Origin of the sequence: Tardiphaga sp. 768_D3_N2_1, assembly GCF_052076105.1 — a bacterium.
In the GTDB taxonomy this organism is placed as follows: domain Bacteria; phylum Pseudomonadota; class Alphaproteobacteria; order Rhizobiales; family Xanthobacteraceae; genus Tardiphaga.
The window spans coordinates 1,094,398-1,118,614 of the sequence record NZ_CP197245.1 but is presented as its reverse complement, the minus strand read 5'-3'; the positions used below and the strand labels follow the sequence as shown (position 1 = coordinate 1,118,614).

Here is a 24,217-nt window from a genome sequence, read left to right as displayed (position 1 = left end):
CCCGGCAACGTCATCCAAATATCATTTTAGACTTAAAACAGTTTTCCGCAACTGCGGAGTCTTGCGGCACGCCGAAATTTTCGGCGACGGACGTCGATTTGCGCAGATTGTTTAGGCAAGTCAGCCTAAAGCGTGGCCAGAGCCTTCAACCGCAACACCATGGCGGACTGCGGATCCGCTAGCGGTGCGACAGCGGTAAAATGATTGGCGCCAGGAAGCGCCTCGAAACGCGTGGGAATATGGGCACTCCAGGCGTCGACGATGCCTTGGCTCTGCCGCAAATATTCGCCCCCCTCATCACCACCGACCACCGCATCGAGAGACCCGCACGAAGGCGCTGGCCAGAACAACGGGCTGACTTCACGGGCGCCGGCATCGTCCAAGTGCAATGCACTGTTGATGGATGTCGGTACCAGCGGCCGCAGATCGAACAGGCCGGAGATCGCATAAGCGCCGACAATCAGGTCCTGCGGCAGCGCGGGATCGAGCGCGCGCCAATCTGTCGCCAGCATGCAGGCGGCGAGATGACCGCCGGCCGAATGGCCCGACACAACGAGCCGCCGGTCGAGCTTCGCCAGTTCGCGGGTCGCCGCACGCATCTGCACAATGATATCACCGACCGAGACGTTCGGGCATAAATCATAGCTGGGGACCGCCACGCTGATGCCATGACTATTCAGCCCGCGCGCCAGATGGCTGAAGAAGGAGCTGTCCAGCGCCTGCCAGTAACCACCATGAATGAAGACGACGATCGGCCCTTCATCCCTGGCTGGAAAGTAATCGATGCTGTGGCGTGCACCTTCATCATAGCGAATGACACGCTTGCCTTGGACAATCTCGCGATAGGCCTTGGCATCCTGTGCCCAGCCGGCAATCAGCGCAGCGCTTTCCGGAACCTTTGCGCGATTATTGTATTCGGCTTCGAGGTCGATCACTGCACTCACCGCGTCGCGTTTACGGCGCTTTGCCGTTTGCCGCCCGTTGCGCAGCCTTCTGCGCAGAAGCCTTGGTCTTGGCGAGCAGCCGCATCAATTCGCGAACATCCTTCGGCGCCAGATCCGTAAAGATTTCGGCGATCCAGGTCTCGTGTTCTTCGGCCATCTTGCGGAACTCCGCGCGGCCCAGTTTGGTAAGCCGTATCACCTGCACCCGGCGATCGGTGTCAGAGGTGCGGCGATCAACATGGCCGGATTCCACGAGGCGCTCGACCAGGCCGGTCACGTTGCCATTCGAGACCATCATGCGCTTCGAGACATCCGACAGGGTCATACCGTCGGGCACCTTGTCGAGCTGGGCCATCAGGTCGAAACGTGGGAGCGTCACATCGAAGCGCTCGCGCAAGCGGCTGCGGACTTCACCCTCGATCAATGTCGTACAGGTCAGGAGCCGGAGCCACAGGCGCAGCTCATCGCCGTGATCATCGGGAAGTTCGACGGCCTTGGTCTCGGAATCGAGAATCATGATGCAATCTTACCTGCTTGGAGCTCCCGCGGCGGCCGCGAGACCGGCAATCCACAATCTCGTACCGCCCCATACCGATCCTTTGACCTTCAAGGAATTTCCGTCCGACCGCAAGCCAAAACGCCGCAGCCTTGACCGCCGGCGATTTTGAATATTTCTTTAAGGTTCAAATAAATTGGCCTGCGGTTTGCATAGCATATTCGACTGATTTCTGACGCCTGGAAGTCACTTACATTGCTTGCGGCTGCACCCGTGGTGAGCATAATCTAGGCAAAAGAACAGAATTCTGGGTTGGCACGTTTTTCGGCTGCCTGTCGCGGCCGAGTGGAGGAGAAGTTAATGAAGCAGTCTCTCAAATTGGCCGGTTTGGCCGCCCTGATGATGAGCGTTTCGGCCATCCCGGCCGTGGCTCAGGAAAAGATCAAGGTCGGCGTGATCGTGTCGCTGTCGGGTGCCGGTGCCGTGCTCGGACAGCAGGCCCGCGACGGCTTCAACCTCGCCGTCAAGGATCTCGGCGGCAAGATGGGCGGCAAGGACGTCGAAGTCATCGTCGTCGATGACGAACTCAAGCCCGACGTCGCCGTCACCAAGGTCAAGGGTCTGCTGGAGCGCGACAAGGTCGACTTCGTAGTCGGCCCGATCTTCTCCAACATCCTGGGCGCGATCCATAAGCCGGTGACCGAGAACAAGACCTTCCTGATCTCGCCGAATGCCGGCCCGTCGAGCTACGCCGGCAAGGAGTGCAATCCGTACTTCTATGTGACGTCGTATCAGAACGACCAGATCCACCAGATCCTCGGTAACGTTGCCCAGAAGCGCGGCTACAAGAAGATCTATCTGATGACCCCGAACTATCAGGCCGGCAAGGACTTCGTCGCCGGCGTGAAGATGGACTTCAAGGGTGAGATCGTCGAAGAGTCTTTCATCCCGCTCGGCACGCTCGACTTCCAGGCCGAGCTCTCGAAGATTGCATCGATGAAGCCTGATGCCGTGCTCACCTTCATGCCGGGCGGCATGGGTGTGAACCTCGTCAAGCAGTACAAGCAGGCCGGCCTGCTCGACCGCATTCCGTTCCTGTCGACCTTCACCGTCGATGAATCGACGCTGCCGGCTCAGCAGGATGCGGCGATCGGCATGTTCGGTGGCTCCAACTGGGCGCCCAATCTCGACAATGCCGCGAACAAGAAGTTCGTCGCGGAATACGAGAAGGCCTACAACAGCGTGCCCGCGACCTATGCCTTCCAGGCCTATGACGCCGCCCTGCTGATCAACAGCGCCGTCACGGCCGTGAAGGGCGACATGTCCGACAAGACGAAGGTGATCGCGGCGCTGAAGAAAGCCGACTTCCCATCGATCCGCGGCAGCTTCAAGCTCAGCAACAACGGCTATCCGGTACAGGACTTCTACCTGACCAAGGTCGCCAAGCGGGCTGATGGCAAGTTCCAGACCGAGATCGTCGAGAAGGTTTTCAGCAACTACGCCGATCGTTACGCCAAGGACTGCGCCGCGCAGTAATTGTCATAGCCATCACACGTCACCGGGCCGTCGCCGCGAAGGCGGGACGGCCCGGAGCTTTATCGGCCCGCAGTCTGTCTCCGTATAGAAACCAAGTTATCTGATGACCCTCACGCTTGCTCTCGTCCAGATCCTGAACGGCCTGCAGTTCGGATTGATCCTATTCCTGATCGCCGCCGGTCTGACGCTGGTGTTCGGCGTCATGGACTTCATCAATCTTGCACATGGCGTGCAGTATATGGTCGGCGCCTATTTCGTCGCAGCCTTCACCGCCATGACCGGGGGCTTTTTCACCGGGCTTGCGCTGGCGCTGCCTGCTGCACTGATATTCGGATTGCTGCTCGAGCTGCTGATCTTCCGGCATCTGTATGATCGCGATCATCTCGATCAGGTGCTGGCGACCTTCGGCGTCATCATCTTCCTCAATCAGGCTGTCAAATTCGTCTGGGGCGCTGCGCCGCTGAACGTGCCGATTCCGGATGCGTTGTCGGGCGCAATCGAAATCACCGACGGCCTGCTCTATCCGGTCTGGCGCCTCATCATCATTGCCGTGGGCCTCCTTGTAGGCCTCGCGCTCTATCTCGTCGTTAACAAGACCAAGCTCGGCATGCTGGTCCGTGCCGGCGCCAGCAACGCGCCGATGGTCTCCGCGCTCGGCGTCAATATCCGCCTGCTGTTCACTATCGTGTTCGGCGTCGGCGCGATGCTGGCCGGCTTCGCAGGCGCCATGATTGCACCGATCCTCTCGGTCGAACCCGGTATGGGCGACAATGTGCTGATCCTCGCTTTCGTGGTCATTGTGATCGGCGGCATCGGCTCGATCCGCGGCGCCTTCATCGCAGCGCTTCTGATCGGCCTCGTGGATACGCTCGGCCGCTTCTTTGCACCGACCTTGCTGCGCGCGTTGCTCGACCCTTCCGCGGCCAGCCAGACCGGCCGCGCCATCGCGCCGATGCTGATCTACATCCTGATGGCTGCCGTGCTGTTCTTCCGGCCATCCGGCCTGTTCCCGGCCAAGAAGTAACGGGAGCGCAGCATGAACAATCTCGTCAATCTCGACACCGCCCCGGCCCTCGCGACGCCGACCAGCGCCAGGCGCACGCGGATCCTGCCGGTGATCATCTTTGCAGCTTTCGCGCTGGTGCCGTTGGCACTGCTGCTCGGACCGCAGAGCTATGTCCTTGCGGTCGTGACCCGCATCATGATCCTGGCGCTCGGCGCCATGTCACTCGATCTCCTGATCGGCTATGGCGCGATGATATCGTTCGGCCACGCCGCATTCGTCGGTCTCGGTGCCTATAGCGTCGCCATTCTGGCCAGCCACGGCATTACCGATGGCTTTGTCCAGCTCGCCGTTGCGCTGGCGACGTCGCTGATATTTGCGCTTTTTACCGGCGCGATTTCGCTGCGCACAAAGGGCGTTTACTTCATCATGATCACGCTGGCCTTCGGCCAGATGCTGTTCTTCCTGACCACCTCGCTCGCCGCCTATGGCGGTGACGACGGGCTGACGCTGGCATCGCGCAGCATGTTCTTCGGATCGAAGTTCCTGAAGAACGACGTGGCGATGTATTATGTCGCCTTCGGTGTGCTGCTCGGCGCCTACCTCCTGCTCCGCGCTATCGTCGCGTCCCGCTTCGGTCGGGTGCTACGCGGCATTCGCGAGAATCCCGTACGTATGGAAGCGATCGGCTTTGCGCCGTATCGTTATCAGCTCACTGCCTACGTCATTGCCGGCATGATTGCCGGCGTGTCGGGCTTTCTGCTTGCCAACCAGACCGAATTCGTCAGCCCGGCCTATACGGCCTGGCAGCGCTCCGGCGACCTGATCTTCGTACTGGTGCTCGGCGGCCTCGGCTCGCTGCATGGCGCAATCATCGGCGCCGCCGTGTTCAGCCTGCTGGCAGATATCCTGTCGCATTACACGGAGAACTGGGCACTGATCTTCGGACCCATCCTCATTCTCGTCGTGCTCTATGCCCGCGGCGGCATCACCGGACTGTTCGGGAGCAAATCATGAGCAGCGCTCCGCTTCAGCTGCAGAACATCTGCAAGAACTACGGTGCCCTGCGCGTCACCGACGACGTATCGCTGAATATCGAGGCCGGCGAATTGCACGCCATCATTGGTCCCAACGGAGCCGGCAAAACCACGCTGATCCACCAGATCTCCGGTCATGCGCAATCGGACTCCGGCCGTATCATCTTCGACGGCCAGGACGTGTCGCGGTTGCCGATGGCGGAGCGCGCGCGGATGGGCCTGGTGCGCTCGTTCCAGATCACTTCGATCCTGCCGCGTTTCTCGGCGCTGGAGAATGTCGCCATCGCCGTTCAGGCGCGCAGCGGCTCGAGCTTCAGTTTCTTCGGCAATGCGTCGAAGGAACCAGCGCTGAACGACACCGCCATGACACTTCTGTCGCGCTTCGGCCTCGCCGCTCGCGCAAGCGTGCCAGCCGGCCAGATGTCGCATGGCGAGAAACGCCAGCTCGAAATCGCCATTGCGCTGGCAGCGAAGCCGAAGCTGCTGCTGCTCGACGAACCGCTCGCCGGCACCAGCCACGATGAATCGCAGCGACTGATCAACACGCTCCAGGAGCTGCGCAAGGAGCTTCCCATCGTGCTGATCGAGCACGACATGGACGCCGTCTTCGCACTGGCTGACCGCGTCTCGGTCCTGGTTTATGGCCGCATCATCGCGTCCGGCTCGCCGCAGAGCATTCGTGACAATGCGGAAGTCCGCGCTGCCTATCTCGGCGAGGAGGCCGCCTGATGCTCTCAGTCTCAAATCTCCAGGCGGCTTACGGCGCGGCCAAGGTGTTGTTCGATATCTCGCTCACCATCAATGCCGGTGAAGTCGTTACCCTGCTCGGCCGTAACGGCATGGGCAAGACGACCACCATCAACGCCATCATGGGCCTGATTCATCCGACTGGTGGCAAGGTCACCTTCGACGATAAGCCGATGGCCGGGCTCCCGTCCTATCGTATCGCCCAGGCGGGCATCGGCCTAGTGCCAGAGGGCCGTCAGATCTTTCCGACGCTGACCGTCGAGGAAAACCTGGTCGCCACCGCCGCCGTGCGGCATCCGCCGGCACGCTGGACGCTGGACAAGATCTACGAGCTGTTTCCGCGCCTCAAGGAACGTCGCAGCAATCTAGGCACGCAGTTGTCGGGCGGCGAGCAGCAGATGCTGGCCGTTGGTCGCGCGCTGATGACCAATCCGAAGCTGCTCATTCTCGATGAAGCCACCGAAGGCCTCGCTCCGCTTATTCGTCTCGAAATCTGGAATTGCCTGAAGAAGCTCAAGGCCGAGCGTCAGTCCATTCTGGTGATCGACAAGAATGTCGATGCACTCGCCGGCTTTGCCGATCGTCATGTGGTGATCGAAAAAGGCCGTGTGGTGTGGACCGGCACGTCCGAACAACTGAAGAGCGACTCCACCGTGAAGGACCGTTTCCTCCACGTTTGATCAACTGTTTTCGAGTACCACCCGACGCGTCGTAATGCGTGACCCAAGGAAGGACCAACCATGAAAACCGAGATCGCCGGCATCACCCGCGCAAATGAAGGCATGCAGGGCATCACCTGGAACATCCTCGGCCAGACCTATGTGCCGAAGAACTGCACCGAAGATTCGTTCTCGTGGCACGCCACCTTCCCGCCCGGCACCTTCGTGCCGCCGCACATCCATCCCGACCAGGATGAGTATCTCTACATCCTCGAAGGCAAGCTCGACTTCTTCCTCGGCGGCTCCGAAACTTCGGCCACGCCGGGCGATCTTGTGCGGCTGCAGCGCGGAATTCCGCACGGCATCTTCAACAAGTCCGATCAGAACGCCAAGGTGCTGTTCTGGGTCTCGCCAAGCCGCCGGCTCTATGACCTGTTCTGGGCGATCCACAACATGAAAGAGCAGAAGCCCGAGGACGTGGTGGCGCTCGCCGCCGAATACAACATCCACTTCCTGCCGCCGCCTCCCGGCGCGTAAGAGGCGGCTCTTCGTTCAGGCCACATACCATCATCGACGTCATGGCCGGGCTTGTCCCGGCCATCTACGTCTTAAGCTGCGCCCAAAACGTGGATGCCCGGGACAAGCCCGGGCATGACGAAAGCTAAATTCTCGATTTGCAGCAAGCTAGATCAGCCGTTCACCACCGCCAGCCCGGGCTGCGCTGCGAACCCTGCCTTGTGCGCATAGCCCTTCACGATTGCTTCGCGCTGCGCGTAGCTCAACACGTTCTCGACATTGTCGAAGCCATCCGGCGCGATCTGCTCCACGGCATCGATGACGCCTTCCGGGCCACCGCGACGGTTGGAGCGCACGATCTCCGCGGTCATCGGCAGGCGCTTACGCTCATAGGCCATCAGCGCCTGGCGCGGGTGTTCAGCATGAGCCAGCGAGTCAGCCAACGCACGCGCGTCGAGGATCGCCTGGGAGGCACCGTTCGAGCCGACCGGATACATCGGATGCGCGGCGTCGCCGAGCAGCGTGACGCGGCCGCCCGACCAATATGGCAGCGGGTCGCGGTCGCAGCAGGGATATTCCCAGAATTCCGGGGTCGCCGTGATCAGCGCCGGTACATCGATATGAGGCACATTGAAACGCGCCACATGCGGCATCAATTCGTCGCGCTTGCCGGGACGTGACCAGTCCTCGCGGCGCGGCGGCAGCGTACCACCCTCGCCGGTCTTCACCAGCACGGCCCAGTTGGTCAGCCGGTTGCCCGCAGTCTCACCTTCGGCAATCGGATAGACCACGACCTTGGCGTGGAGACCGCCAGCGACGATCATCGAATTGCCCGTCAGGAAAGCCGGCCAGTCGCGCGCACCGCGCCACAGCATCAGACCATTCCAGACCGGATGTCCTTCGTTCGGGAATAGCGTACTGCGCACCTTCGAATGGATGCCGTCGGCGCCGATCAGGATATCGCCGCGCGCGGTCTCGACATGATTGTTGTTGCGATCGAAGAAATAAGCCGTAACGCCGCCTTCGTCCTGCGTGAAGTGACCCAGTCGACGACCGGTGTGGATCGCCTCCGCGCCGAGCCGCTCTTCGACCGCGCGATGGATCGCGGTCTGCAGACGGCCGCGATGAATCGAGAATTGCGGCACGTCGTGACCGGCGCCGAAACCGCGCTTCTCGCGCCAGACTTCCTGACCGTGGCGGTTGAGATAATGCAATTCATCGGTGCGGATTGCGACCGCGTCGAGCCGATCGAGCAGACCAAGGCCGGCGAGTTCGCGGATCGCATGCGGCAGCGTATTGATGCCGACGCCGAGTTCGCGGATGGTGTCAGCCTGTTCGTAGAGCTCGCAATTAATGCCCCGCGCCCGCAGCATCAAGGCGGTCGTCAGGCCGCCAACGCCGCCGCCCACGATGATTGCTTTCATCAGCTCAACTCCACTTTACGCAACGCCCAGAATTTAACCGCTAAACTCGCATGCCCAGTCATTCAGCTGCAAGTGGCTTTGCCGCCTCCGCACGCATCTCGGCGCGGGTCTTCGGCTTAGCCTTAATTTTCAGGTCTTCGAAATCTTGCTTGTCCCTGACGCTGTTGCGGAAAATCTGCTCCTTACCGGGCATATATTGGGGCGGGCAATAGGCGTCCTTTGCACCATACCAGGCAGCCGCCTTGATGGTGAAGGACGGGTCGGTCAGGTGCGGACGGCCAAGTGCGACGAGATCGGCGCGGCCGGCGGCCAGGATCGTATTGATTTGATCCGCAGACGTGATGTTGCCGACGCACATGGTAGCAACGCGGGCCTCGTTACGGACCTGATCGGAGAACGGCGTCTGGAACATGCGGCCGTAGATCGGCCGCGATTCCTTCACCGTCTGCCCCGTCGAGATGTCGGCGAGATCGACACCGGCTTCGGCGAAGGCGCGGGCGATTTCCACGGCATCGTCGCCAGTGTTGCCGCCCTCGGCCCAGTCGGTCGCCGAGAAACGCACCGACATCGGCTTGTGCGCCGGCCACGCTTCACGCATTGCCGTGAATACTTCGAGCGGGAAGCGCAGACGGTTCTCAAGGGAGCCACCATATTCATCGGTGCGCTTGTTGGTGAGCGGCGACAGGAAGCTCGCCAGCAGATAGCCGTGCGCTGTATGCATCTCGAGCATGTCGAAGCCACAGCGCTCGCCGCGGATCGTGGCGGCCACGAACTCTGCCTTGACGCGGTCCATACCGGTGCGATCGATTTCCGAGGGTACCTTACTGTCCGGGTAGTAGGCCAGCGGCGACGCCGAGACGATGTCCCATGCGCCATCGACGAGCGGGCGGTCCATGCCGTCCCACATCAGCTTGGTCGCCCCCTTGCGGCCGGCATGGCCGAGCTGCAGACAGATCTTCGCAGCCGACGTGCTGTGCACGAAATCGACGATGCGCTTCCACTGCGCTTCCTGCTCGTCGGTCCACAGACCGGCGCAGCCGGGCGTGATGCGCGCGTCGCGGCCGACGCAGACCATTTCGGTGAAGACGAGACCGGCGCCGCCAATGGCACGCGAGCCGTAATGCACCAGATGGAAATCGTTCGGCACGCCCTCTTCCGCCGAATACATGCACATCGGCGACACCACGGCGCGATTGGCAAGCACCATATCCCGCATCTTGAACGGCTGGAACATCGGCACTTCCGGCTTGTCGACATCGACGTCGAAGCCCTGTGCCTGCACCTTCTGCGCAAACGACTTGTCGACTTCCTTGACGAAGTCCGGCGCGCGCAGCGTCAGGTTATCGTAGGTGATCGCCTTGGCGCGGGTCATGACACCGAAGGCGAACTGCACGGGGTCGAAATCCCAGAAGCGATCCACGTGTTCGAACCAGACCAGCGAGACGTCGGCCGAGTGCTGGATCTTCTCGGTTTCTTCGCGGCGGCCGTGCTCGTAGTCGTGCAATCCGGCCTCGACAGTAGGCGCTTTCGCCATTGCATCATGCAATGCGATGGCATCTTCCATAGCCAGCTTGGTGCCCGAACCGATGGAGAAATGCGCGGTCGCCTTGGCGTCGCCAAGCAGCACCATGTTGTCCTTGACCCAGCGCTTGTTGCGGATCATCGGAAAGTTGCGCCACATCGAACGGTTGATCAACAGCTTGTGGTCGCCGAGGAAATCCCTGAAAATATCGTGCATCCGATCGGCGGAGTCCTGCTCACCAAGACCTTCGAGGCCGGCGCGCTTGAAGGTCTCCGGATCGGTCTCGAAGATCCAGGTCGAGCGGCCTGCTTCGTATTGGTAAGCATGGGCAATGAACGGCCCCCACTCGGTCTCCTGGAACAGGAAGGTGAAGGCATCGAGCGGCTTGGTGGAGCCCATCCAGGTGAACTTGTTCGAACGCAAGTCGACTTCGGGCGCGAAGTGCTCGATATACTTGTTACGGAAGTGGCTATTGATACCGTCCGCCAGCACGATCAAATCGGCATCGGCGAAACGTGCTTCGTCGGTGATATCGATTTCGAACAGCAGATGGACGCCGAGTTCGCGAGCACGGTCCTGCAGGATCATCAGCAGCGTGCGACGCGAACAGCCGCAGAAGCCGTTACCGCCGACACGGTGGACAGTGCCGCGGAAGTGCACGGCGATATCGTCCCAGTAAGCGAATTCCTGGGTGATACGCTGATAGCTCGGGAGGTCGTATTTCTCAAAATTGTCGAGGGTAGCGTCAGAGAAAACCACACCAAAGCCGAAGGTGTCGTCAGGACGGTTGCGCTCATAGACCGTGATCTCTGCCTGCGGCCGCTGCTTCTTCAGCAGGATCGCAGAATAGAGGCCCGCCGGCCCGCCACCGATAATCGCGATCTTCATGACAGCCTCCGCAGTCGAGCTTGGATGGAGATATTTTAAACCTAAAACAATTCCTTGCAAGCCTGACAAACCGGCAATTCGCCAGCTTTGATGCACATCAAACTATCACCGGTGGACCAATCCGATCGGTACATCGGCTGTCGGCCTACACGCCGACATGGCCGGGCTCGTCCCGGCCATCCACGTCTTCTTTCGTTCGCTGCCAAGGCGTGGATGCCCGGGACAAGCCCGGGCATGACGGCGCTTGTATTTTCAGTTCCCCTCGAACTTCGGCTTCGCCTTGTTCGCGAAGGCATGAAACGCCCGGGCGAAATCTTCGGTGGTCATGCACAGCGCCTGCGCCACCGCCTCCGCCTCGATCGCCTCCTCCACCGACATGGCCCACTCCATCGACAGCATGCGCTTGGTCATGGTGTTGGCATAAGTCGGGCCTTCGGAGATCTGCTTCGCCAGCGTCTGCGCCTGGCTCAGCACGTCCGCCGGCGCAACAATGCGGCTGAAGAAACCCCAGCGCTCGCCCTCCTCGGCCGTCATGAAGCGGCCGGTATAAAGCAGCTCGGACGCCCGCGACTGGCCGATAATGCGCGGCAGGATCGCGCAGGCGCCCATGTCGCAACCGGCGAGACCAACCTTGTTGAACAGGAAGCCGACCTTGGCGCCGGTGGCCGCCAGCCGCATGTCTGACGCCATCGCCATGATCGCACCTGCGCCAGCGCAGATGCCTTCTACCGCCGCCACGATCGGCTGCGGGCACGCGCGCATCGCCTTGACCAGATCGCCGGTCATGCGCGTGAAGGCGGTGAGATCCTTGGTGTTCATTTCGATCAGCGGGCCGATGATCTCGAACACGTCGCCACCCGACGAGAAATTGCCGCCGGCACCGGTGACGACCACAACCTTGACGTCATCATCCATCGCACAGGCGCGGAAGAAATCGGTCAGTTCACGGTAGCTCTGGAAGGTCAGCGGATTTTTGCGCTCCGGCCTGTTCAGCGTCACCGTCGCGATACCATCGGCCACCGCCAGCAGGAAATGCTCAGGCTTGAACTCGGCCAGCGGCAGCGTGACGGGATTGGCGACCTTGTTCTTGACCATCACAGACATGTTGGCTCCCAGTAATTCGTTCGGTTCTTGTTGTTGCGTATCGATCAGACTTCGCCGCCGGCGACCGCGATGCTCTGTCCGGTAATGGAGCTCGCGCCCGCGCCGCACAACCACAACACAGCATCGGCGACTTCGCCGGGCGTCACCAGACGGCCCTGCGGATTGTGCTTCGCCAATTCGGCAACAGCTTGTTCCCGCGTACGGCCGGTCTTGCTCATGATATTGTCGATGCTGCCTTCGAGCAGATCGGTTTCGGTAAAGCCTGGGCACACCGCATTCACAGTGACACCGCTTTTCGCGACTTCCAGCGCGACCGAGCGCACGAGACCAACAACGGCGTGCTTCGCAGCGCTGTAGGCGCTCACATAACCATAGCCCTTGAGGCCAGCCGTCGAAGCAACAGCAATGATGCGGCCACTCTTGCGCTTGACCATATCCGGCAGCACAGCCTGCGTCGCATAAACGACGCCCATGAAATTAACATCCATCATGCGCTGGAACAGTGCTGCATCCGATTTCACGAATGGCGCAGACTCCGCAGCGCCCGCATTCGCCACCAGAATATCGATCGGCTGGCGTTTCGCGGCATCCGCAATCACGGCATTCAGCGCGGTCTGATCGGACACATCGGCGGCAACAGCATAATGCGCGTCGCCCGCCGCAACGACCTCGTTCAGCACGGTGAGATTACGCCCCATGATGGTCACGGTCGCGCCGGCCCGCACGAGCGAGGCTGCGATGGCGCGGCCGATGCCGCGGCCGCCGCCGGTCACCAGAGCGTGGGAGGAGCGAGACAGTCCGGACATGCGTCACCTTCCGCAGGCTCTCCATGAGCCTGCCTGGATATTATTTTAGACTTCAAGCTTTTGCAAGAAAGCGGCAGGTCATGCTGCTAGCGGCTGCGGCGGAGCGTATCCGACGGGCTCTCGCCGTAACGGGCACGGTAGAAGCTGGCCATCCGGCTCGGATGGGTAAAGCCAAGATCGAAAGCCATATCAATGACCCGCTCGCCCGGCACGGCGCGCAGCAACCTTGCATTCAAATGCGTCAGCCGGATATCGAGCAGCGCGTCCGAAATCGACATGCCGAAATGCTTCTGGAAGCCGAGCTGCAGCGAACGTATCCCGATGCCGGCTGCGCGCGCGAGCCGATCGAGATCGAGCGGCTCGGTGGCATGAGCCTCAAGATAGTCCCGTGCCTTTCTCAACACTGACGGTAACGGACCAAGGCGCGCCAGGGAACGGTCAATGGTGTCGGTGAGCGTATGCCGCTGACCGGTCAGCAACAGTCCAATCACGGAGTCACGCAGGGTCGCCGCCATCAGGGGCGAGAGCTGCTGCCCGGGCCCGCGATGCTCCGCGAGATCAACGAGGTATTCGATCTGGGACCGGATCGCGAGACCGAATGGCGTGTTCAGATCGACCTGCGGATCGAACTCGACTACGGCACCAGATTTCCCTGCCAGCGCCGCCGCGCGCTCCTCGACGAGCCGTCGTTCAACGAGCAGGATCAGCTTGGCGCAATCGTCCTGCCAGACCATCTTTGTCGGCATCGTCGGCGACAGCAAGGACGCGGAACGCCCTGCTGACACCTCGACCGTACGGCCGCCGGTATTGATCCGGGCGCCGCCATGAAGCGGTACCTGCAGCAGAAAAAAGCGATCGAGGCAGCCGGGATCGATCGACACCGAGCCACCATAGGAGACGTAATTCACGGAGAATCCATCGAACGCCGCGCAATTGTGGAGCGCGTGAAAATCCGGCCAGGAGCGCTGCAAGGAGTCCAGTGCATGCGGGCAGAAGATGCGCCCGATCGAATCGGCAGCCTCGTCGATATCCGTCGTGAACACGCGAGAGAATGCCGCAAGCCTTGCGGCGCGGGCCGGATGGGCATTCCTCGTTACGGCTGCGTCCAACACCATGGTCCGATCGCCTGCGTTATTTGAAGTCTAGACTATCCATGTCGCATCACGCCGCATAGTCGGCGCCCCGCCGCAAATATTGCCGTGCTGCACAACGAATGCGCAGGCCAGCGTCTTCCAAAGATGAGTGTGCAGCGCAGCGTACCCACACCTTTCGCCTGCGCCGGTAATTATTTCGTCGTTTGGATAGCGGATTCGTTCAACGGCTAGAGACCGGCCCTGAGGTCACGCAGCATCCTTGCAGACGTGAAACCCAAGGGAGCAGCACCATGGCGGCACTTGAAAAAGGCATCACCCAGAACGGCACCGGGTATGGCGGCACCACGTGGAATATTCTCGGGCAGGTCTATTTCCCGAAAGCCGTAACCGACTCCACCTTTGCCTTCGAGACCAACAGCGATCCCGGCCAGTTCGTGCCGGTGCATATCCATCCGACCCAGGAAGAGTTCATCCTGGTGCAGGAGGGTATTCTCGACCTCAAGCTCGACGGCCAGTGGGTCCGCGCCCATGCCGGTGATCTGGTCCGCCTGCCGCGCGGCATTCCGCATGGCTATTTCAACAAATCGGACAAGCCGGCCCGAGCGCTGTTCTGGGTGTCGCCGACGCAGAAGCTCGAAGCGCTGTTCAAGCAGTTGCACAATATGAGCGACATCGAAGCCATCGTGCGGGTCTCCGCCGAGCATGAAGTGAACTTCCTGCCACCGGAAGCCAACGACTAGACCTCGACAACCGAGCTTCACTTTTACGCACGCGGTCGTTCCGCGCAGACACTCGTCTGCGCGCGTGAGCTTGCACGCCCTCGATCAGCTGCTGCATTCAAACAGGAGACAAGCCATGGTCAAACAGAAGAATGTTTGCGTCATCGGCGCCGGCATCGCCGGCCTTGCCGCCGCCAAATCCTTCACGGCACGCGGGCACAAGGTCACGGTGCTGGAACGTAGTGGCGATCTCGGCGGCGTCTGGGAGCCCGCGCGATCCTATCCGGAAGTGCAGACCCAGAGTCCCAAGGAGCTCTATCGTTTCACAGACAAGCCGATGCCAGCCAGCTATCCGGAATGGCCGAAGGGACCGCAAGTCCATGCCTATCTCACCGACTATGCACGCGACTACAATCTGATCCCGCTGATGCGTTTCAACACAGCCGTCGTGAGCATGAAACGCCGCGACGATGGTCTGCCCGGCTGGACGCTTGAGACACGCGATGCGACTGGCAACACCGCGCAGGAAACATTCGATTTCGTCGCGGTCTGCACCGGACAATTCAACGAGCGTAAGGAACTGCATCATCACGGCGAAGACGTGTTCAAGGCCGCCGGCGGCGTCATCCTGCATTCGGCGGAGCACACGGATTCATCTATCGTCAAAGGCAAGAAGGTCGTGGTGCTCGGCGGCTCGAAATCGGCCACTGACATCGCCGTGCATTCGGTCAATGCCGGCGCCAGCGCCGTGACCTTCGTCTATCGCGAGCCAGTCTGGCGCATTCCCTATTTCATCGGCGGCCTGATCAACTTCAAGCGCATCCTCTATATCCGCGCGCAGGAGGAAATGTTTCGGGGCTGGGGCCTGACTGCACTCTCGCGGCTCAATCACGCTATCGCCAAGCCATTCATCTGGGCCAACTGGCGCGGGCTGGAGGCCATGCTGAAGACCCAGCTGAAGCTGAAGAAATGCGACATGGTGCCAGAAGGACGCATCGAGGACGGCATCAACTGCTCGGTGCCGATCGCTACGCCGAATTTCTTTCCGATGGTCGCCGATCGACGCATCAAGGCGGTTCGCGGCACCTTCGATCATTATGACGGCAAGACCATCGTGATGTCAGGCGGCCAGCGCGTCGAAGCTGACATTGCTGTGCTGGCTATCGGCTTCACGCTCGGCGTGCCGTTCCTGCCGCAGCACTATCGCGACAAGCTCATCCAGGATGACGGGCAGTATCGGCTGTATCGCGTCATCGCCAATCCGGATTTGCCGGACATGGGCTTTGTCGGCTTCAATTCCAGCTTCTGCTCGGTGCTGACGGCGGAAATGGCCGCCAACTGGCTGGTGCGCTATGCCGACGGCAAGCTGGCGAAACAGCCGACCGCCGCTCAGATGCATGCGGATATGGACAAGATGCTGCATTTCAAGCGCGTCGAGCGGCCCGCGGCCGGTGTCTATGGCGGACTATGCGTGGCGCCCTATCATTTCAAGCATTTCGACGAACTGCTCGACGACATGGGCGCCACCAGCAAACGGCGCGGCGCGCTGGTGGAGAAATTCACACCGCCGGATGCCGACGCCTATGCACGCTTTCTCGCATCGGCGCCGAACTACAGAGCGGAAGCGACAGCCGCGTGAAGTGTCAGGCGAGCCGTGATCGGCTCGCCTTTTCGCTCAATTGGTCTGCGCCGCCTTGATGAGCTCGCGACCAATGATCACCTTCTGCACTTCGGTTGCGCCTTCATAGATGCGCAGTGCACGGATCTCGCGATAGAGCTCCTCGACCTTGACGCCGGACTGCACACCAAGACCGCCGAAGATCTGCACGGCGCGGTCAATGACAGTCTGCGCCGCTTCGGTCGCATACATCTTGGCCATGGCGGCTTCGCGCGTGATGCGCGCTGCGCCTTGGTCCTTGGTCCAGGCCGAACGATAGACCAGCAGCGCCGACGCATCGATCGAGGTCGCCATCTCGGCAAGGCCCGCTTGCGTGAGCTGAAGATCACCGAGCGTATGGCCAAACATCTTTCGTGTGACCGAGCGATGCAGCGCCTCGTCGAGCGCACGACGAGCCAGGCCGAGCGCAGCCGCACCGACGGTCGAGCGAAACACATCGAGCGTCGCCATTGCGACCTTGAAGCCTTCGCCGTCCTTGCCGATGCGGTTCACCAGAGGCACGCGGCAATCCTCGAACTTCAGCGTTGCCAGCGGATGCGGCGCGATCACGTCGATGCGATCCGCAATGGTGAAGCCAGGCGTATCGGCATCGACGACGAAAGCGCTGATGCCGCGTGCGCCGGTTTCACCGGTGCGCAGGAACACAACATACTGATCGGCGATGCCGCCATTGGAGATCCAGGTCTTGAGACCGTTGATGCGCACATGATCCGGACCATCGGGCACCGCCGTCGTGGTCATCGCCGCAACGTCGGAGCCGGCGTCGGGCTCCGACAATGCGAAGGCGGCAATGGCCTCGCCGCTTCCGACGCGGGGCAGATAGCGCGACTTCAGGGCCTCCGAACCGAACAGGCTGATCGGACCCGTACCCAATCCCTGCATCGCAAAGGCGAAGTCGGCGAGACCAGTCTCATAGGCCAGCGTTTCGCGGATCAGACACAGCGATCGCACATCGAAGGTGGGGTACATTCCGCCATGGCTCGCCGGCACTGCAGCGCGCAGCCAGCCTCCATCACCAAGCGCCTTCACCAGACGCTTGCAGGAGCCATCGACGTCATGATGATCGACCAGACCGGGCAATGTCGCCTTGGCCCAGCGCGAAAGGCCCGTGGCCAGTTCGCGATGATGGTCCTCGAAAAACGGCCAGGACAAAAATGACTGATCGGACATGGCTCCCTCCCTGGATGCGTCGGCAATCGACATTGTTTTAAACCTAAAGAAATTTCGGACAAGGGCGATTGCCGGACACCACACCATTGCCAAGCCCGCGATGCATGATCCCTCGATTGGAGGCGTGACCAGCGAAACCGGCCGTGCCTCCGGATAAGGCAATCCGCAACCCTTTAAGTCTAAAACTATCGCTTTTCATATATCTCGGACATGCTAGGATCATCCTTGTCCGACAGCACAGGAGGCTTATGCGTGCCAAATTCTGCAGCCCTGACGACGAAGGACGGCCGCTTCGGCTTTGAAGCCAAAGGCTCCCCCACAGCGACGCCGCTGGTGTTTCTGCACGGAATCGGCGGTGCCGGCCGCGGCTGGCGTAACCAGCTCGAGGCGTTCGGCGACCGCTACTACGCCATCGGCTGGGACTCGCCAGGCTATGGCGGTTCAAAGCAGCTTGAGACCCCCAGCATTCCCGCCTTCGCCGAAGCCCTGAAGGATTTCCTCGGGCAGATCGGCGCCAGGAAGCCTGTACTGGTCGGCCACTCCATCGGCGGCATGATCGTGCAGCAACTGCTGACGACGGACCCTCACCTTCCCGGCGCCGTGGTATTGGCGCAGACCACCTCCGCCTTCGGCAGCTCCGATGGCGAGTGGCAGAAGAATTTCATCGACGCCCGGCTCGGTCCGCTCGACCGCGGCGAGACCATGGTGTCGATGGCCCCGAAGCTGGTTGCAGGCCTGATCGGCGACGATCCCGATCCTGCCGGCATTGCACTGGCGCAGGACTGCATGGCGTCCGTAAAGCCCGACACCTATCGCGCCTCGATGAAGGCGATGATCGGCTTCGACCTGCGCAAGAACATCGCAGATATCAAAATACCGACTTTAATCCTATCTGGATCAAAAGACAACAACGCGCCCGCGAAAACAATGGCCAAGATGGCCGGTCTCGTGCCCGGCGCGACTTACGTCGAGCTCGAAGGCGTAGGTCATCTCGCCAGCTTCGAGCGCCCGCATGAATTCAACGAAGTGCTCGCCGACTTTCTGAAGACGAGCCACAACCTCTCGGGGTCCTCCTCATGAACGCGCCTGCCAGTAAAGCCGATCTCGACGGTATCGTCCTCGACAAGCCGATGTTCGATCCCAAGGCCTATCGTCTCGATGACGAGCAGGCCGGGCTGATCACCAAGGCGCGCGAGCTGGCGCAGGCGAATTTTGCACCGCGTGCGGCGAAGTGGGATCGGGAAGCGATTTTCCCGATGGAAAACTACAAGGACATGCACAAGGCCGGCCTGCTCGGCATTTCGATCCCGAAGGCCAATGGCGGTTCGGGTGCGAACTACCAGACCTACTCTCTCGCCGCAGCCGAGATCGGCCGCTATTGCGGCGCGACCGCGCTGACCTGGAACATGCATGTCTGTTCGACCCTGTGGTCCGGCCCGCTCGCCGATGACCTCGACATGGACGAGCAGATGCGCGCCGATCACGAGCGCCGCCGCGCCGTGCATTACAAGCGCATCCTCGAAGACGGCGCGATCTATGCGCAACCCTTCTCCGAAGGCGGCGCAGCAGCCGCTGGCGGTGTCGCATTCGGCACCGAGGCCAAGCCGGTCGAAGGCGGCTGGATCGTCAACGGCAAGAAGATCTTTGCCTCGCTGTCGGGCTCCGCCGACTATTACGGCGTGCTCTGCACCGAGACCGTCGAAGGCGAAAAGGCGTCGCGCCGCAACACGCTGTATCTGGCAATCTCCGCCAAGTCCGAAGGCGTCTCGGTCGTCGGCGACTGGGATCCGCTCGGCATGCGCGGCACCGTCTCGCGCACACTGATCTTCAAGGATGTGTTCGTGCCGGAAGACTCGGCGCTGATGCCGCGCGGCGTCTATTTCCAGGCCGCGATGCGCTGGCCGCACATGTTCATGACGCTGTCGCCAACTTATGTCGGTCTGGCTCAGGCCTCCTACGATTTCACCGTGAAATATCTGCGCGGCGAAATCCCCGGCATGCCGCCGGTCAAGCGTCGCATGTATCCGACCAAGCAGATCGCCGTGGCGCAGATGCAGGTCAAGCTGGAGCAGATCAAGAACACCTGGTTCCAGGCTGTAACTGAAGCCTGTGCCAATCCGAGCAAGGAACAGGTGCTGCGCGCCTACGCCTCCCAATACACCGTGATGGAAGGCGCCAACGAGCTTGCCGCACTGGCGATCCGCACCTGCGGCGGCCAGTCGATGCTGAAATCGCTGCCGCTGGAGCGCATCTATCGCGACAGCCGCTGCGGCGCGCTGATGCTGCCCTGGACCGCCGAACTCTGCCTCGACCGTATCGGTCGCGAGGCACTTTACGAGGCCGGCGAGAAAGACGAGTAATCGTGGACCTCTCCAGCCTCATCGCCCGCAATGCCGCGTTCACGCCGGACAAGCCCGCGATTCATTTCGAGGGCAAGACATTCAGCTATGCCGCCTTCAACGCGCGGATCGAGGCAACTGCGAAGGCGCTGAAGACGGAATGCGGCGTCGGTCGCGGCGATCGCGTCGCGATCCTGAGCATGAACCGGCCCGACTATCTGGTTCTGCTCTATGCCTGCGCCCGCCTCGGCGCGATCATGGTGCCGCTGAACTGGCGCCTCGCGGTCGCCGAGCAATTGTTCATCCTGTCCGATGCTTCGGTAAAGGTGCTGGTGCTTGAGGAGAGCTTTGCAGCGATCCTGCCGTCGCTTGCGAAGGACTTACCGGATACGCGCGTGATCGCGCTCGATTTCACGCCACCCGCACCGGGCCAGACATTCGACGATCTGCTGACGCGTGCATCCGGCGACGGCCGCAATCCGCATACCGATCTCTCCTGCCCGCTGCTGATCGTTTACACGTCGGGCACTACAGGCCGCCCGAAAGGCGCGGTGCTACGTCAGGAAGCACTGCTGTGGAACGGCGTGATGAGCCAGCACATGCATGGCATCACCTCCGACGATCACGTCCTGACCGTGCTGCCGTTCTTCCATGTCGGCGGCCTCAACATCCAGACCACGCCTGCGCTGCATCATGGCGCCACCGTCACGATCCATGCGCGCTTCACGCCGGATTCCACGCTGGCTGCAATCGCGCAGGAGCGACCGAGCCTGACCGTCTGGGTGCCCGCGCTCATCCAGGCGATGAACGAGCATCCCGGCTGGGCCGCGACCGACGTGTCCTGTCTGAAAGCCGTATCCACCGGCTCCAGCATCGTGCCACCGCATCTGATCGAACGCCTGACGGCGCGCGGCATTCCGGTGCTGCAGGTCTATGGCTCCACCGAGACCTGCCCGATCGCGGTTTATACACGGCTCGGCGGCGACCTGTCGCGGACGGGATCGACGGGCTTGCCCGGCCTGTGCTGCGAGGCCATGATCATCGATGACAACGGCAATGAACTTCCCGCCAAGGCCACCGGCGAGATCGCCGTGCGCGGTCCCAACGTGTTCTACGAATATTGGGGCAATGAGGCCGCGACGCGCGAGGCACTGCATGACGGCTGGTATCGCACCGGCGATATCGGTACACGCGACGAAGACGGTTACTTCTGGGTCCACGACCGCAAGAAAAACATGATCATTTCCGGCGGCGAGAACGTCTATCCCGCCGAGGTCGAGCGCGTGCTGCTCGAACATCCCGATGTCGCCGATTGCGGCGTCGTCGGCGTGCCCGATCCGAAATGGCAGGAAGTGCCCGTTGCCTATGTCCTGTTGCGGCCGAATTGCAGCGTGACGGCTGAGGCGCTGAAGGCCCATGTTCTCACGCAGCTGGCGCGCTACAAGCAGCCGCGCGACATCGTGTTCGTCACCGACCTGCCGCGCACCGCGCTCGGCAAGGTGCAGCATTTCAAATTGAAGCAGGTTCAGGCGGCAACGCCGAGCGACGGAGAGACCAATTGAAGATCGCAGTATTGGGTGGCGGCAACGGTTCGTTCGCAGCCGCCGGTGATTTCGCGCTGCAGGGCCATGACGTCCGCCTGTGGCGTCGCGACGCCGAAGCTGTGGCCGAACACAACAAGGCCGGCTCGCGCATCAAGATCAAGAATGCGCAGGGCACACACGATACGCAGCTGACGCTGGTCACGACGGATATCGCCGAAGCCATCAGGGACGTCGAACTGATCCTGTGCCCGGCGCCTGCCTTTGCGCAGCCTGATATCGCCAAACGGATCGCGCCTCACCTCAAGGACGGCCAGGTGGTCTATCTGCCGCCCGCAACCTTCGGCTCGATGATCTTCGCCAAGGCTGCGCATGATGCCGGTAACACCGCCAAGGTCGCTTTCGCCGAGACCGGCACACTGCCCTGGCTCGCGCGCAAGCATGGTCCGTTCGAAGTCGCCATCACCATCCGCGCCAAGCGCCTGCCGACTGGCGTATTCCCGCTGTCGATGTCCGACCATGCCTGTAAGGTGATCGACAAGGCCTTCCCCGGCGTGATCGAGCCGTGCGGCGATGCGCTGTCCGGTGCGCTGATGAATGCGGGCCCGATCATTCATCCACCGCTGATCGTGATGAATGCCGGACCTCTGGAGCATTTCCCGACCTGGGACATTCACAAGGAAGGCACGCAGCCGGCGATCCGCCGCGTCACGGACCAGTTAGATGCCGAACGGATCGCGATCCGCGAGGCCTTCGGTTACGGCCCGTCGCATTTCCCGCTGGTCCAGCACTACGCCAAGGAAGGCGAGGAATGGATGTATGGCCGCGGCTCGCATGATCGGCTCACCGATAGCGGCGACTGGCGCGAGCACATCGTGCTCACCGAGCACCGCTACATGCGCGAGGACCTGCGCACCGGCCTGTCGTTCTTCCTGTCCTGTGCCCAGCTCGCCAGCGTCGAGACGCCGCTGGTCAAGGCCTTCCTTGCCATCGGCGGCGCGATCTGCGGCGAGAACTTCCTCGAAGGCGGCCGCACGCTTGAAAGCCTTGGCTTCGGCGCTCTCAACAAGGCCGGGCTGCTGAAGCTGCTGCGCGAAGGCTTTGCCGCATGAGCTCCCGTGCCGCTATCGCATGTCTCGGCGCAGGCCGCATGGGCCGCGGCATCGCCGTCGCCTTCGCCTATGCCGGCCACAATGTCGCGATCGTCGACTTCAAGGCGCGCGAGGCGGACAAGTTCAAGGCGCTAGAAGCTGAAGCCATTGGCGAGGTCCGCAAGACCTTTGCCAGCATGGCGCGTTTCGGCCTGCTGAAAGAGGCCGACATCGAGACGCTGGTGTCGCGCGTCAGCGTCGTTCCCGAAGCAGATGCGGGCATTGCGCTCAGCGGTTCGGCGATCATTTTCGAGGGCGTGCCGGAAGTGCTCGACCAGAAGCGGGATGCGCTGGCGCGCGCGTCGAAGCTCGCAGGCCCCTCGCCGATCATCGCATCCACGACCTCAACCATTCTGGTCGACGACATTTCGAGCGCGGTCGAGCATCCCGAGCGCTTTCTCAATGCCCACTGGCTCAACCCCGCCTATCTCGTGCCGCTGGTCGAAGTCTCGCCGGGCGCGAAGACCGATCCGGCGATCACCGCACGCGTCAAGGAACTGCTCGAAGGCATCGGCAAGGTGCCGGTCGTCTGTTCGGCATCGCCCGGCTATATCGTGCCGCGCATCCAGGCGCTGGCCATGAACGAAGCCGCGCGCATGGTCGAGGAAGGCGTCGCCTCGCCGGAAGATTTGGACAAAGCGATCAAATACGGTTTCGGCTTCCGCTTCGCGGTGCTGGGCCTGCTCGAATTCATCGACTGGGGCGGCGGCGACATTCTCTACTACGCCAGCAAGTATCTCACTGACGCGCTCAGCAACGATCGTTACGCAGCGCCTGAGATCATCGGCCGCAACATGGCCGAAGGCAAGATTGGATTGCGCACCGGCGAGGGCTTCCTCAATTACGAAGGCCTTGATGTCGAAGCCTATCGCGAGGGGCGCCTATCGGCCTTCGTGGATTTACTGAAGCATTTCCAGTTGCAGAAGCCGCCGGTGCTTTGAGGTCATGCCTCATTGTTAAAACACCGTCATGGCCGGGCTTGTCCCGGCCATCCACGACTTGCTTCGTTTGCAGCCAAAGACGTGGATGCCCGGGACAAGCCCGGGCATGACGAGTTTCAACTATTCGCAGTGAACTACACTTCCGGAAATCCCCGCAGCAGATAACTGCGCAGCCAGTGCAGCAGGCTATTCAGGATCAGACCGAGCATCGAGATCATGATCAGGGGCACGAACATGTCCACGGTCTGGAACGTCCGCGCGGCCTGCACCAGCATGTGGCCAAGGCCGTCGGTCGATGTGATCATCTCCGCAAGGAACACCACGATGCAAGAGATCACGAGGCCGATGCGGCAGCCGGTCAGGATCGACGGCATGGCTGCCGGCAGCACGACCTTGAACAGGATCTGCCAGCGCGGCGTGCCCGCGGCCATGGCCGACCAGATCAGCTTCTGCTCGACCATCGACGCACCGTAATAGGTCGAGAGCAGGATCGGGAACAGCGCATCCGCGGTCACCAGCGTGATCTTGGAGGCATGGTCGAAGCCGAGGATCAGCAGCAGCGCCGGATAGAGCGCAATCTTCGGGATCGGCGCCAGCACGCGCACCAGCGGCTTGACGACCGCGTTAACCGCCGGGCTCACCGCAGCGGCGAGACCGATGAACACGCCGACGACCACGGCAATGCCGAAGCCGGCGAACAGCCGGATCAATGTCGCGGCGATATCGTGCAGAAATTCGCCGTTGAAGAAGTCCTTCGCCAGCTTGCCGAACACGGCCCCCGGCGGCGGCAGCAAGGTCGTCGGCGCGAAGCCGAACGAGATCAGCGACTGCCAGAGCGCCAGAAACAGCACGATCGGCGTGATGCCCAGCAGAACCGAATTGATGCGTTCCTGGTTCATGTC

The 24,217-nt window shown here is 61.6% G+C and carries 22 protein-coding genes; 13 read left to right on the top strand and 9 right to left on the bottom strand.

What is annotated here, in order from left to right:
- Nucleotides 1-125: 125 nt before the first annotated feature.
- On the bottom strand, nucleotides 126-944 hold the full coding sequence (locus AB8A27_RS05140; protein ID WP_441240981.1) for an alpha/beta hydrolase: 819 nt from the start codon (nucleotides 942-944) through the stop codon (nucleotides 126-128).
- A 10-nt stretch (nucleotides 945-954) separates the two neighbouring features.
- The gene (locus AB8A27_RS05135) at nucleotides 955-1,461 is read right to left on the bottom strand and encodes a MarR family winged helix-turn-helix transcriptional regulator (RefSeq protein ID WP_441240980.1); all 507 of its coding nucleotides are present in this window, start codon (nucleotides 1,459-1,461) and stop codon (nucleotides 955-957) included.
- 339 nt (nucleotides 1,462-1,800) lie between these two features.
- Between AB8A27_RS05135 and AB8A27_RS05130 the strand changes: the two genes are divergently transcribed.
- The 6 genes from AB8A27_RS05130 (at nucleotide 1,801) to AB8A27_RS05105 (ending at nucleotide 6,959) form a co-directional block, all read left to right on the top strand.
- Nucleotides 1,801-2,976: an ABC transporter substrate-binding protein gene (locus AB8A27_RS05130; RefSeq protein ID WP_441240979.1), complete on the top strand. Its 1,176-nt coding sequence runs from the start codon at nucleotides 1,801-1,803 to the stop codon at nucleotides 2,974-2,976.
- A gap of 103 nt (nucleotides 2,977-3,079) precedes the next feature.
- On the top strand, nucleotides 3,080-4,000 hold the full coding sequence (locus tag AB8A27_RS05125; RefSeq protein ID WP_441240978.1) for a branched-chain amino acid ABC transporter permease: 921 nt from the start codon (nucleotides 3,080-3,082) through the stop codon (nucleotides 3,998-4,000).
- Nucleotides 4,001-4,012: 12 nt separating this feature from the next.
- Nucleotides 4,013-4,996 (top strand): branched-chain amino acid ABC transporter permease, encoded by a 984-nt coding sequence (locus AB8A27_RS05120; protein ID WP_441240977.1) that lies wholly within the window; start codon nucleotides 4,013-4,015, stop codon nucleotides 4,994-4,996.
- Complete coding sequence (locus AB8A27_RS05115; protein ID WP_441240976.1) at nucleotides 4,993-5,745, top strand: ABC transporter ATP-binding protein; 753 nt, start codon at nucleotides 4,993-4,995, stop codon at nucleotides 5,743-5,745. Before AB8A27_RS05120 ends, AB8A27_RS05115 begins: the two co-directional genes overlap by 4 nt.
- Nucleotides 5,745-6,443 carry an ABC transporter ATP-binding protein gene (locus tag AB8A27_RS05110; protein ID WP_441240975.1) on the top strand — a complete coding sequence of 233 codons (699 nt, stop codon included), beginning with the start codon at nucleotides 5,745-5,747 and terminating at the stop codon, nucleotides 6,441-6,443. The genes AB8A27_RS05115 and AB8A27_RS05110 overlap by 1 nt, the downstream gene beginning before the upstream one ends.
- A gap of 60 nt (nucleotides 6,444-6,503) precedes the next feature.
- Nucleotides 6,504-6,959 (top strand): cupin domain-containing protein, encoded by a 456-nt coding sequence (locus AB8A27_RS05105; protein ID WP_089267419.1) that lies wholly within the window; start codon nucleotides 6,504-6,506, stop codon nucleotides 6,957-6,959.
- A gap of 152 nt (nucleotides 6,960-7,111) precedes the next feature.
- Here AB8A27_RS05105 and AB8A27_RS05100 read toward each other — a convergent pair whose 3' ends face one another.
- The 5 genes from AB8A27_RS05100 to AB8A27_RS05080 all read right to left on the bottom strand — a co-directional run bounded on the left by AB8A27_RS05100 (nucleotide 7,112) and on the right by AB8A27_RS05080 (nucleotide 13,797).
- Complete coding sequence (locus AB8A27_RS05100; RefSeq protein ID WP_441240974.1) at nucleotides 7,112-8,362, bottom strand: flavin-dependent oxidoreductase; 1,251 nt, start codon at nucleotides 8,360-8,362, stop codon at nucleotides 7,112-7,114.
- Between the two features lie 58 nt (nucleotides 8,363-8,420).
- On the bottom strand, nucleotides 8,421-10,772 hold the full coding sequence (locus AB8A27_RS05095) for a bifunctional salicylyl-CoA 5-hydroxylase/oxidoreductase (RefSeq protein ID WP_441240973.1): 2,352 nt from the start codon (nucleotides 10,770-10,772) through the stop codon (nucleotides 8,421-8,423).
- 252 nt (nucleotides 10,773-11,024) lie between these two features.
- Entirely contained in the window at nucleotides 11,025-11,867 is an 843-nt protein-coding gene (locus AB8A27_RS05090) for an enoyl-CoA hydratase family protein (protein ID WP_441244828.1), read from the bottom strand.
- Between the two features lie 53 nt (nucleotides 11,868-11,920).
- Entirely contained in the window at nucleotides 11,921-12,682 is a 762-nt protein-coding gene (locus AB8A27_RS05085; protein WP_441240972.1) for an SDR family NAD(P)-dependent oxidoreductase, read from the bottom strand.
- 86 nt (nucleotides 12,683-12,768) lie between these two features.
- The gene (locus AB8A27_RS05080; protein ID WP_441240971.1) at nucleotides 12,769-13,797 is read right to left on the bottom strand and encodes an AraC family transcriptional regulator; all 1,029 of its coding nucleotides are present in this window, start codon (nucleotides 13,795-13,797) and stop codon (nucleotides 12,769-12,771) included.
- A gap of 269 nt (nucleotides 13,798-14,066) precedes the next feature.
- Between AB8A27_RS05080 and AB8A27_RS05075 the strand changes: the two genes are divergently transcribed.
- Both AB8A27_RS05075 and AB8A27_RS05070 read left to right on the top strand, forming a co-directional pair.
- On the top strand, nucleotides 14,067-14,516 hold the full coding sequence (locus AB8A27_RS05075; protein ID WP_315841244.1) for a cupin domain-containing protein: 450 nt from the start codon (nucleotides 14,067-14,069) through the stop codon (nucleotides 14,514-14,516).
- Between the two features lie 115 nt (nucleotides 14,517-14,631).
- Entirely contained in the window at nucleotides 14,632-16,134 is a 1,503-nt protein-coding gene (locus tag AB8A27_RS05070) for a flavin-containing monooxygenase (RefSeq protein ID WP_441240970.1), read from the top strand.
- A gap of 36 nt (nucleotides 16,135-16,170) precedes the next feature.
- Here the strand turns inward: AB8A27_RS05070 and AB8A27_RS05065 are convergent, their stop codons facing one another.
- Entirely contained in the window at nucleotides 16,171-17,343 is a 1,173-nt protein-coding gene (locus tag AB8A27_RS05065; protein ID WP_441240969.1) for an acyl-CoA dehydrogenase family protein, read from the bottom strand.
- A gap of 252 nt (nucleotides 17,344-17,595) precedes the next feature.
- Between AB8A27_RS05065 and AB8A27_RS05060 the strand changes: the two genes are divergently transcribed.
- From AB8A27_RS05060 to AB8A27_RS05040, 5 genes are read left to right on the top strand one after another with little or no spacing between them, the layout of a single operon-like run.
- Complete coding sequence (locus tag AB8A27_RS05060; protein ID WP_441240968.1) at nucleotides 17,596-18,423, top strand: alpha/beta fold hydrolase; 828 nt, start codon at nucleotides 17,596-17,598, stop codon at nucleotides 18,421-18,423.
- The gene (locus AB8A27_RS05055) at nucleotides 18,420-19,703 is read left to right on the top strand and encodes an acyl-CoA dehydrogenase family protein (RefSeq protein ID WP_441240967.1); all 1,284 of its coding nucleotides are present in this window, start codon (nucleotides 18,420-18,422) and stop codon (nucleotides 19,701-19,703) included. Before AB8A27_RS05060 ends, AB8A27_RS05055 begins: the two co-directional genes overlap by 4 nt.
- A 2-nt stretch (nucleotides 19,704-19,705) precedes the next feature.
- Nucleotides 19,706-21,244, top strand: coding sequence for a class I adenylate-forming enzyme family protein (locus tag AB8A27_RS05050; protein WP_441240966.1), 1,539 nt, complete (start codon nucleotides 19,706-19,708; stop codon nucleotides 21,242-21,244).
- Nucleotides 21,241-22,335 carry an NAD/NADP octopine/nopaline dehydrogenase family protein gene (locus AB8A27_RS05045; RefSeq protein ID WP_441240965.1) on the top strand — a complete coding sequence of 365 codons (1,095 nt, stop codon included), beginning with the start codon at nucleotides 21,241-21,243 and terminating at the stop codon, nucleotides 22,333-22,335. Before AB8A27_RS05050 ends, AB8A27_RS05045 begins: the two co-directional genes overlap by 4 nt.
- Nucleotides 22,332-23,315: a 3-hydroxybutyryl-CoA dehydrogenase gene (locus AB8A27_RS05040; RefSeq protein ID WP_441240964.1), complete on the top strand. Its 984-nt coding sequence runs from the start codon at nucleotides 22,332-22,334 to the stop codon at nucleotides 23,313-23,315. Before AB8A27_RS05045 ends, AB8A27_RS05040 begins: the two co-directional genes overlap by 4 nt.
- 134 nt (nucleotides 23,316-23,449) lie before the next feature.
- On the opposite strand, the gene AB8A27_RS05035 is transcribed toward AB8A27_RS05040, so the two are convergent.
- A complete protein-coding gene (locus AB8A27_RS05035) occupies nucleotides 23,450-24,214 on the bottom strand; it encodes an ABC transporter permease (protein ID WP_441240963.1) in 765 nt (254 codons plus the stop codon).
- Nucleotides 24,215-24,217: the final 3 nt, after the last annotated feature.

What these genes read in the sequence shown, in the direction of transcription:
- AB8A27_RS05100 (WP_441240974.1), bottom strand. Translation starts at nt 8,362, where the DNA reads ATGAAAGCAATCATCGTGGGCGGCGGCGTTGGCGGCCTGACGACCGCC.
- AB8A27_RS05070 (WP_441240970.1), top strand. Translation starts at nt 14,632, where the DNA reads ATGGTCAAACAGAAGAATGTTTGCGTCATCGGCGCCGGCATCGCCGGC.
- AB8A27_RS05135 (WP_441240980.1), bottom strand. Translation starts at nt 1,461, where the DNA reads ATGATTCTCGATTCCGAGACCAAGGCCGTCGAACTTCCCGATGATCAC.
- AB8A27_RS05065 (WP_441240969.1), bottom strand. Translation starts at nt 17,343, where the DNA reads ATGTCCGATCAGTCATTTTTGTCCTGGCCGTTTTTCGAGGACCATCAT.
- AB8A27_RS05055 (WP_441240967.1), top strand. Translation starts at nt 18,420, where the DNA reads ATGAACGCGCCTGCCAGTAAAGCCGATCTCGACGGTATCGTCCTCGAC.
- AB8A27_RS05035 (WP_441240963.1), bottom strand. Translation starts at nt 24,214, where the DNA reads ATGAACCAGGAACGCATCAATTCGGTTCTGCTGGGCATCACGCCGATC.
- AB8A27_RS05040 (WP_441240964.1), top strand. Translation starts at nt 22,332, where the DNA reads ATGAGCTCCCGTGCCGCTATCGCATGTCTCGGCGCAGGCCGCATGGGC.
- AB8A27_RS05105 (WP_089267419.1), top strand. Translation starts at nt 6,504, where the DNA reads ATGAAAACCGAGATCGCCGGCATCACCCGCGCAAATGAAGGCATGCAG.
- AB8A27_RS05130 (WP_441240979.1), top strand. Translation starts at nt 1,801, where the DNA reads ATGAAGCAGTCTCTCAAATTGGCCGGTTTGGCCGCCCTGATGATGAGC.
- AB8A27_RS05125 (WP_441240978.1), top strand. Translation starts at nt 3,080, where the DNA reads ATGACCCTCACGCTTGCTCTCGTCCAGATCCTGAACGGCCTGCAGTTC.
- AB8A27_RS05095 (WP_441240973.1), bottom strand. Translation starts at nt 10,772, where the DNA reads ATGAAGATCGCGATTATCGGTGGCGGGCCGGCGGGCCTCTATTCTGCG.
- AB8A27_RS05085 (WP_441240972.1), bottom strand. Translation starts at nt 12,682, where the DNA reads ATGTCCGGACTGTCTCGCTCCTCCCACGCTCTGGTGACCGGCGGCGGC.
- AB8A27_RS05110 (WP_441240975.1), top strand. Translation starts at nt 5,745, where the DNA reads ATGCTCTCAGTCTCAAATCTCCAGGCGGCTTACGGCGCGGCCAAGGTG.
- AB8A27_RS05090 (WP_441244828.1), bottom strand. Translation starts at nt 11,867, where the DNA reads ATGGTCAAGAACAAGGTCGCCAATCCCGTCACGCTGCCGCTGGCCGAG.
- AB8A27_RS05120 (WP_441240977.1), top strand. Translation starts at nt 4,013, where the DNA reads ATGAACAATCTCGTCAATCTCGACACCGCCCCGGCCCTCGCGACGCCG.
- AB8A27_RS05115 (WP_441240976.1), top strand. Translation starts at nt 4,993, where the DNA reads ATGAGCAGCGCTCCGCTTCAGCTGCAGAACATCTGCAAGAACTACGGT.
- AB8A27_RS05080 (WP_441240971.1), bottom strand. Translation starts at nt 13,797, where the DNA reads ATGGTGTTGGACGCAGCCGTAACGAGGAATGCCCATCCGGCCCGCGCC.
- AB8A27_RS05075 (WP_315841244.1), top strand. Translation starts at nt 14,067, where the DNA reads ATGGCGGCACTTGAAAAAGGCATCACCCAGAACGGCACCGGGTATGGC.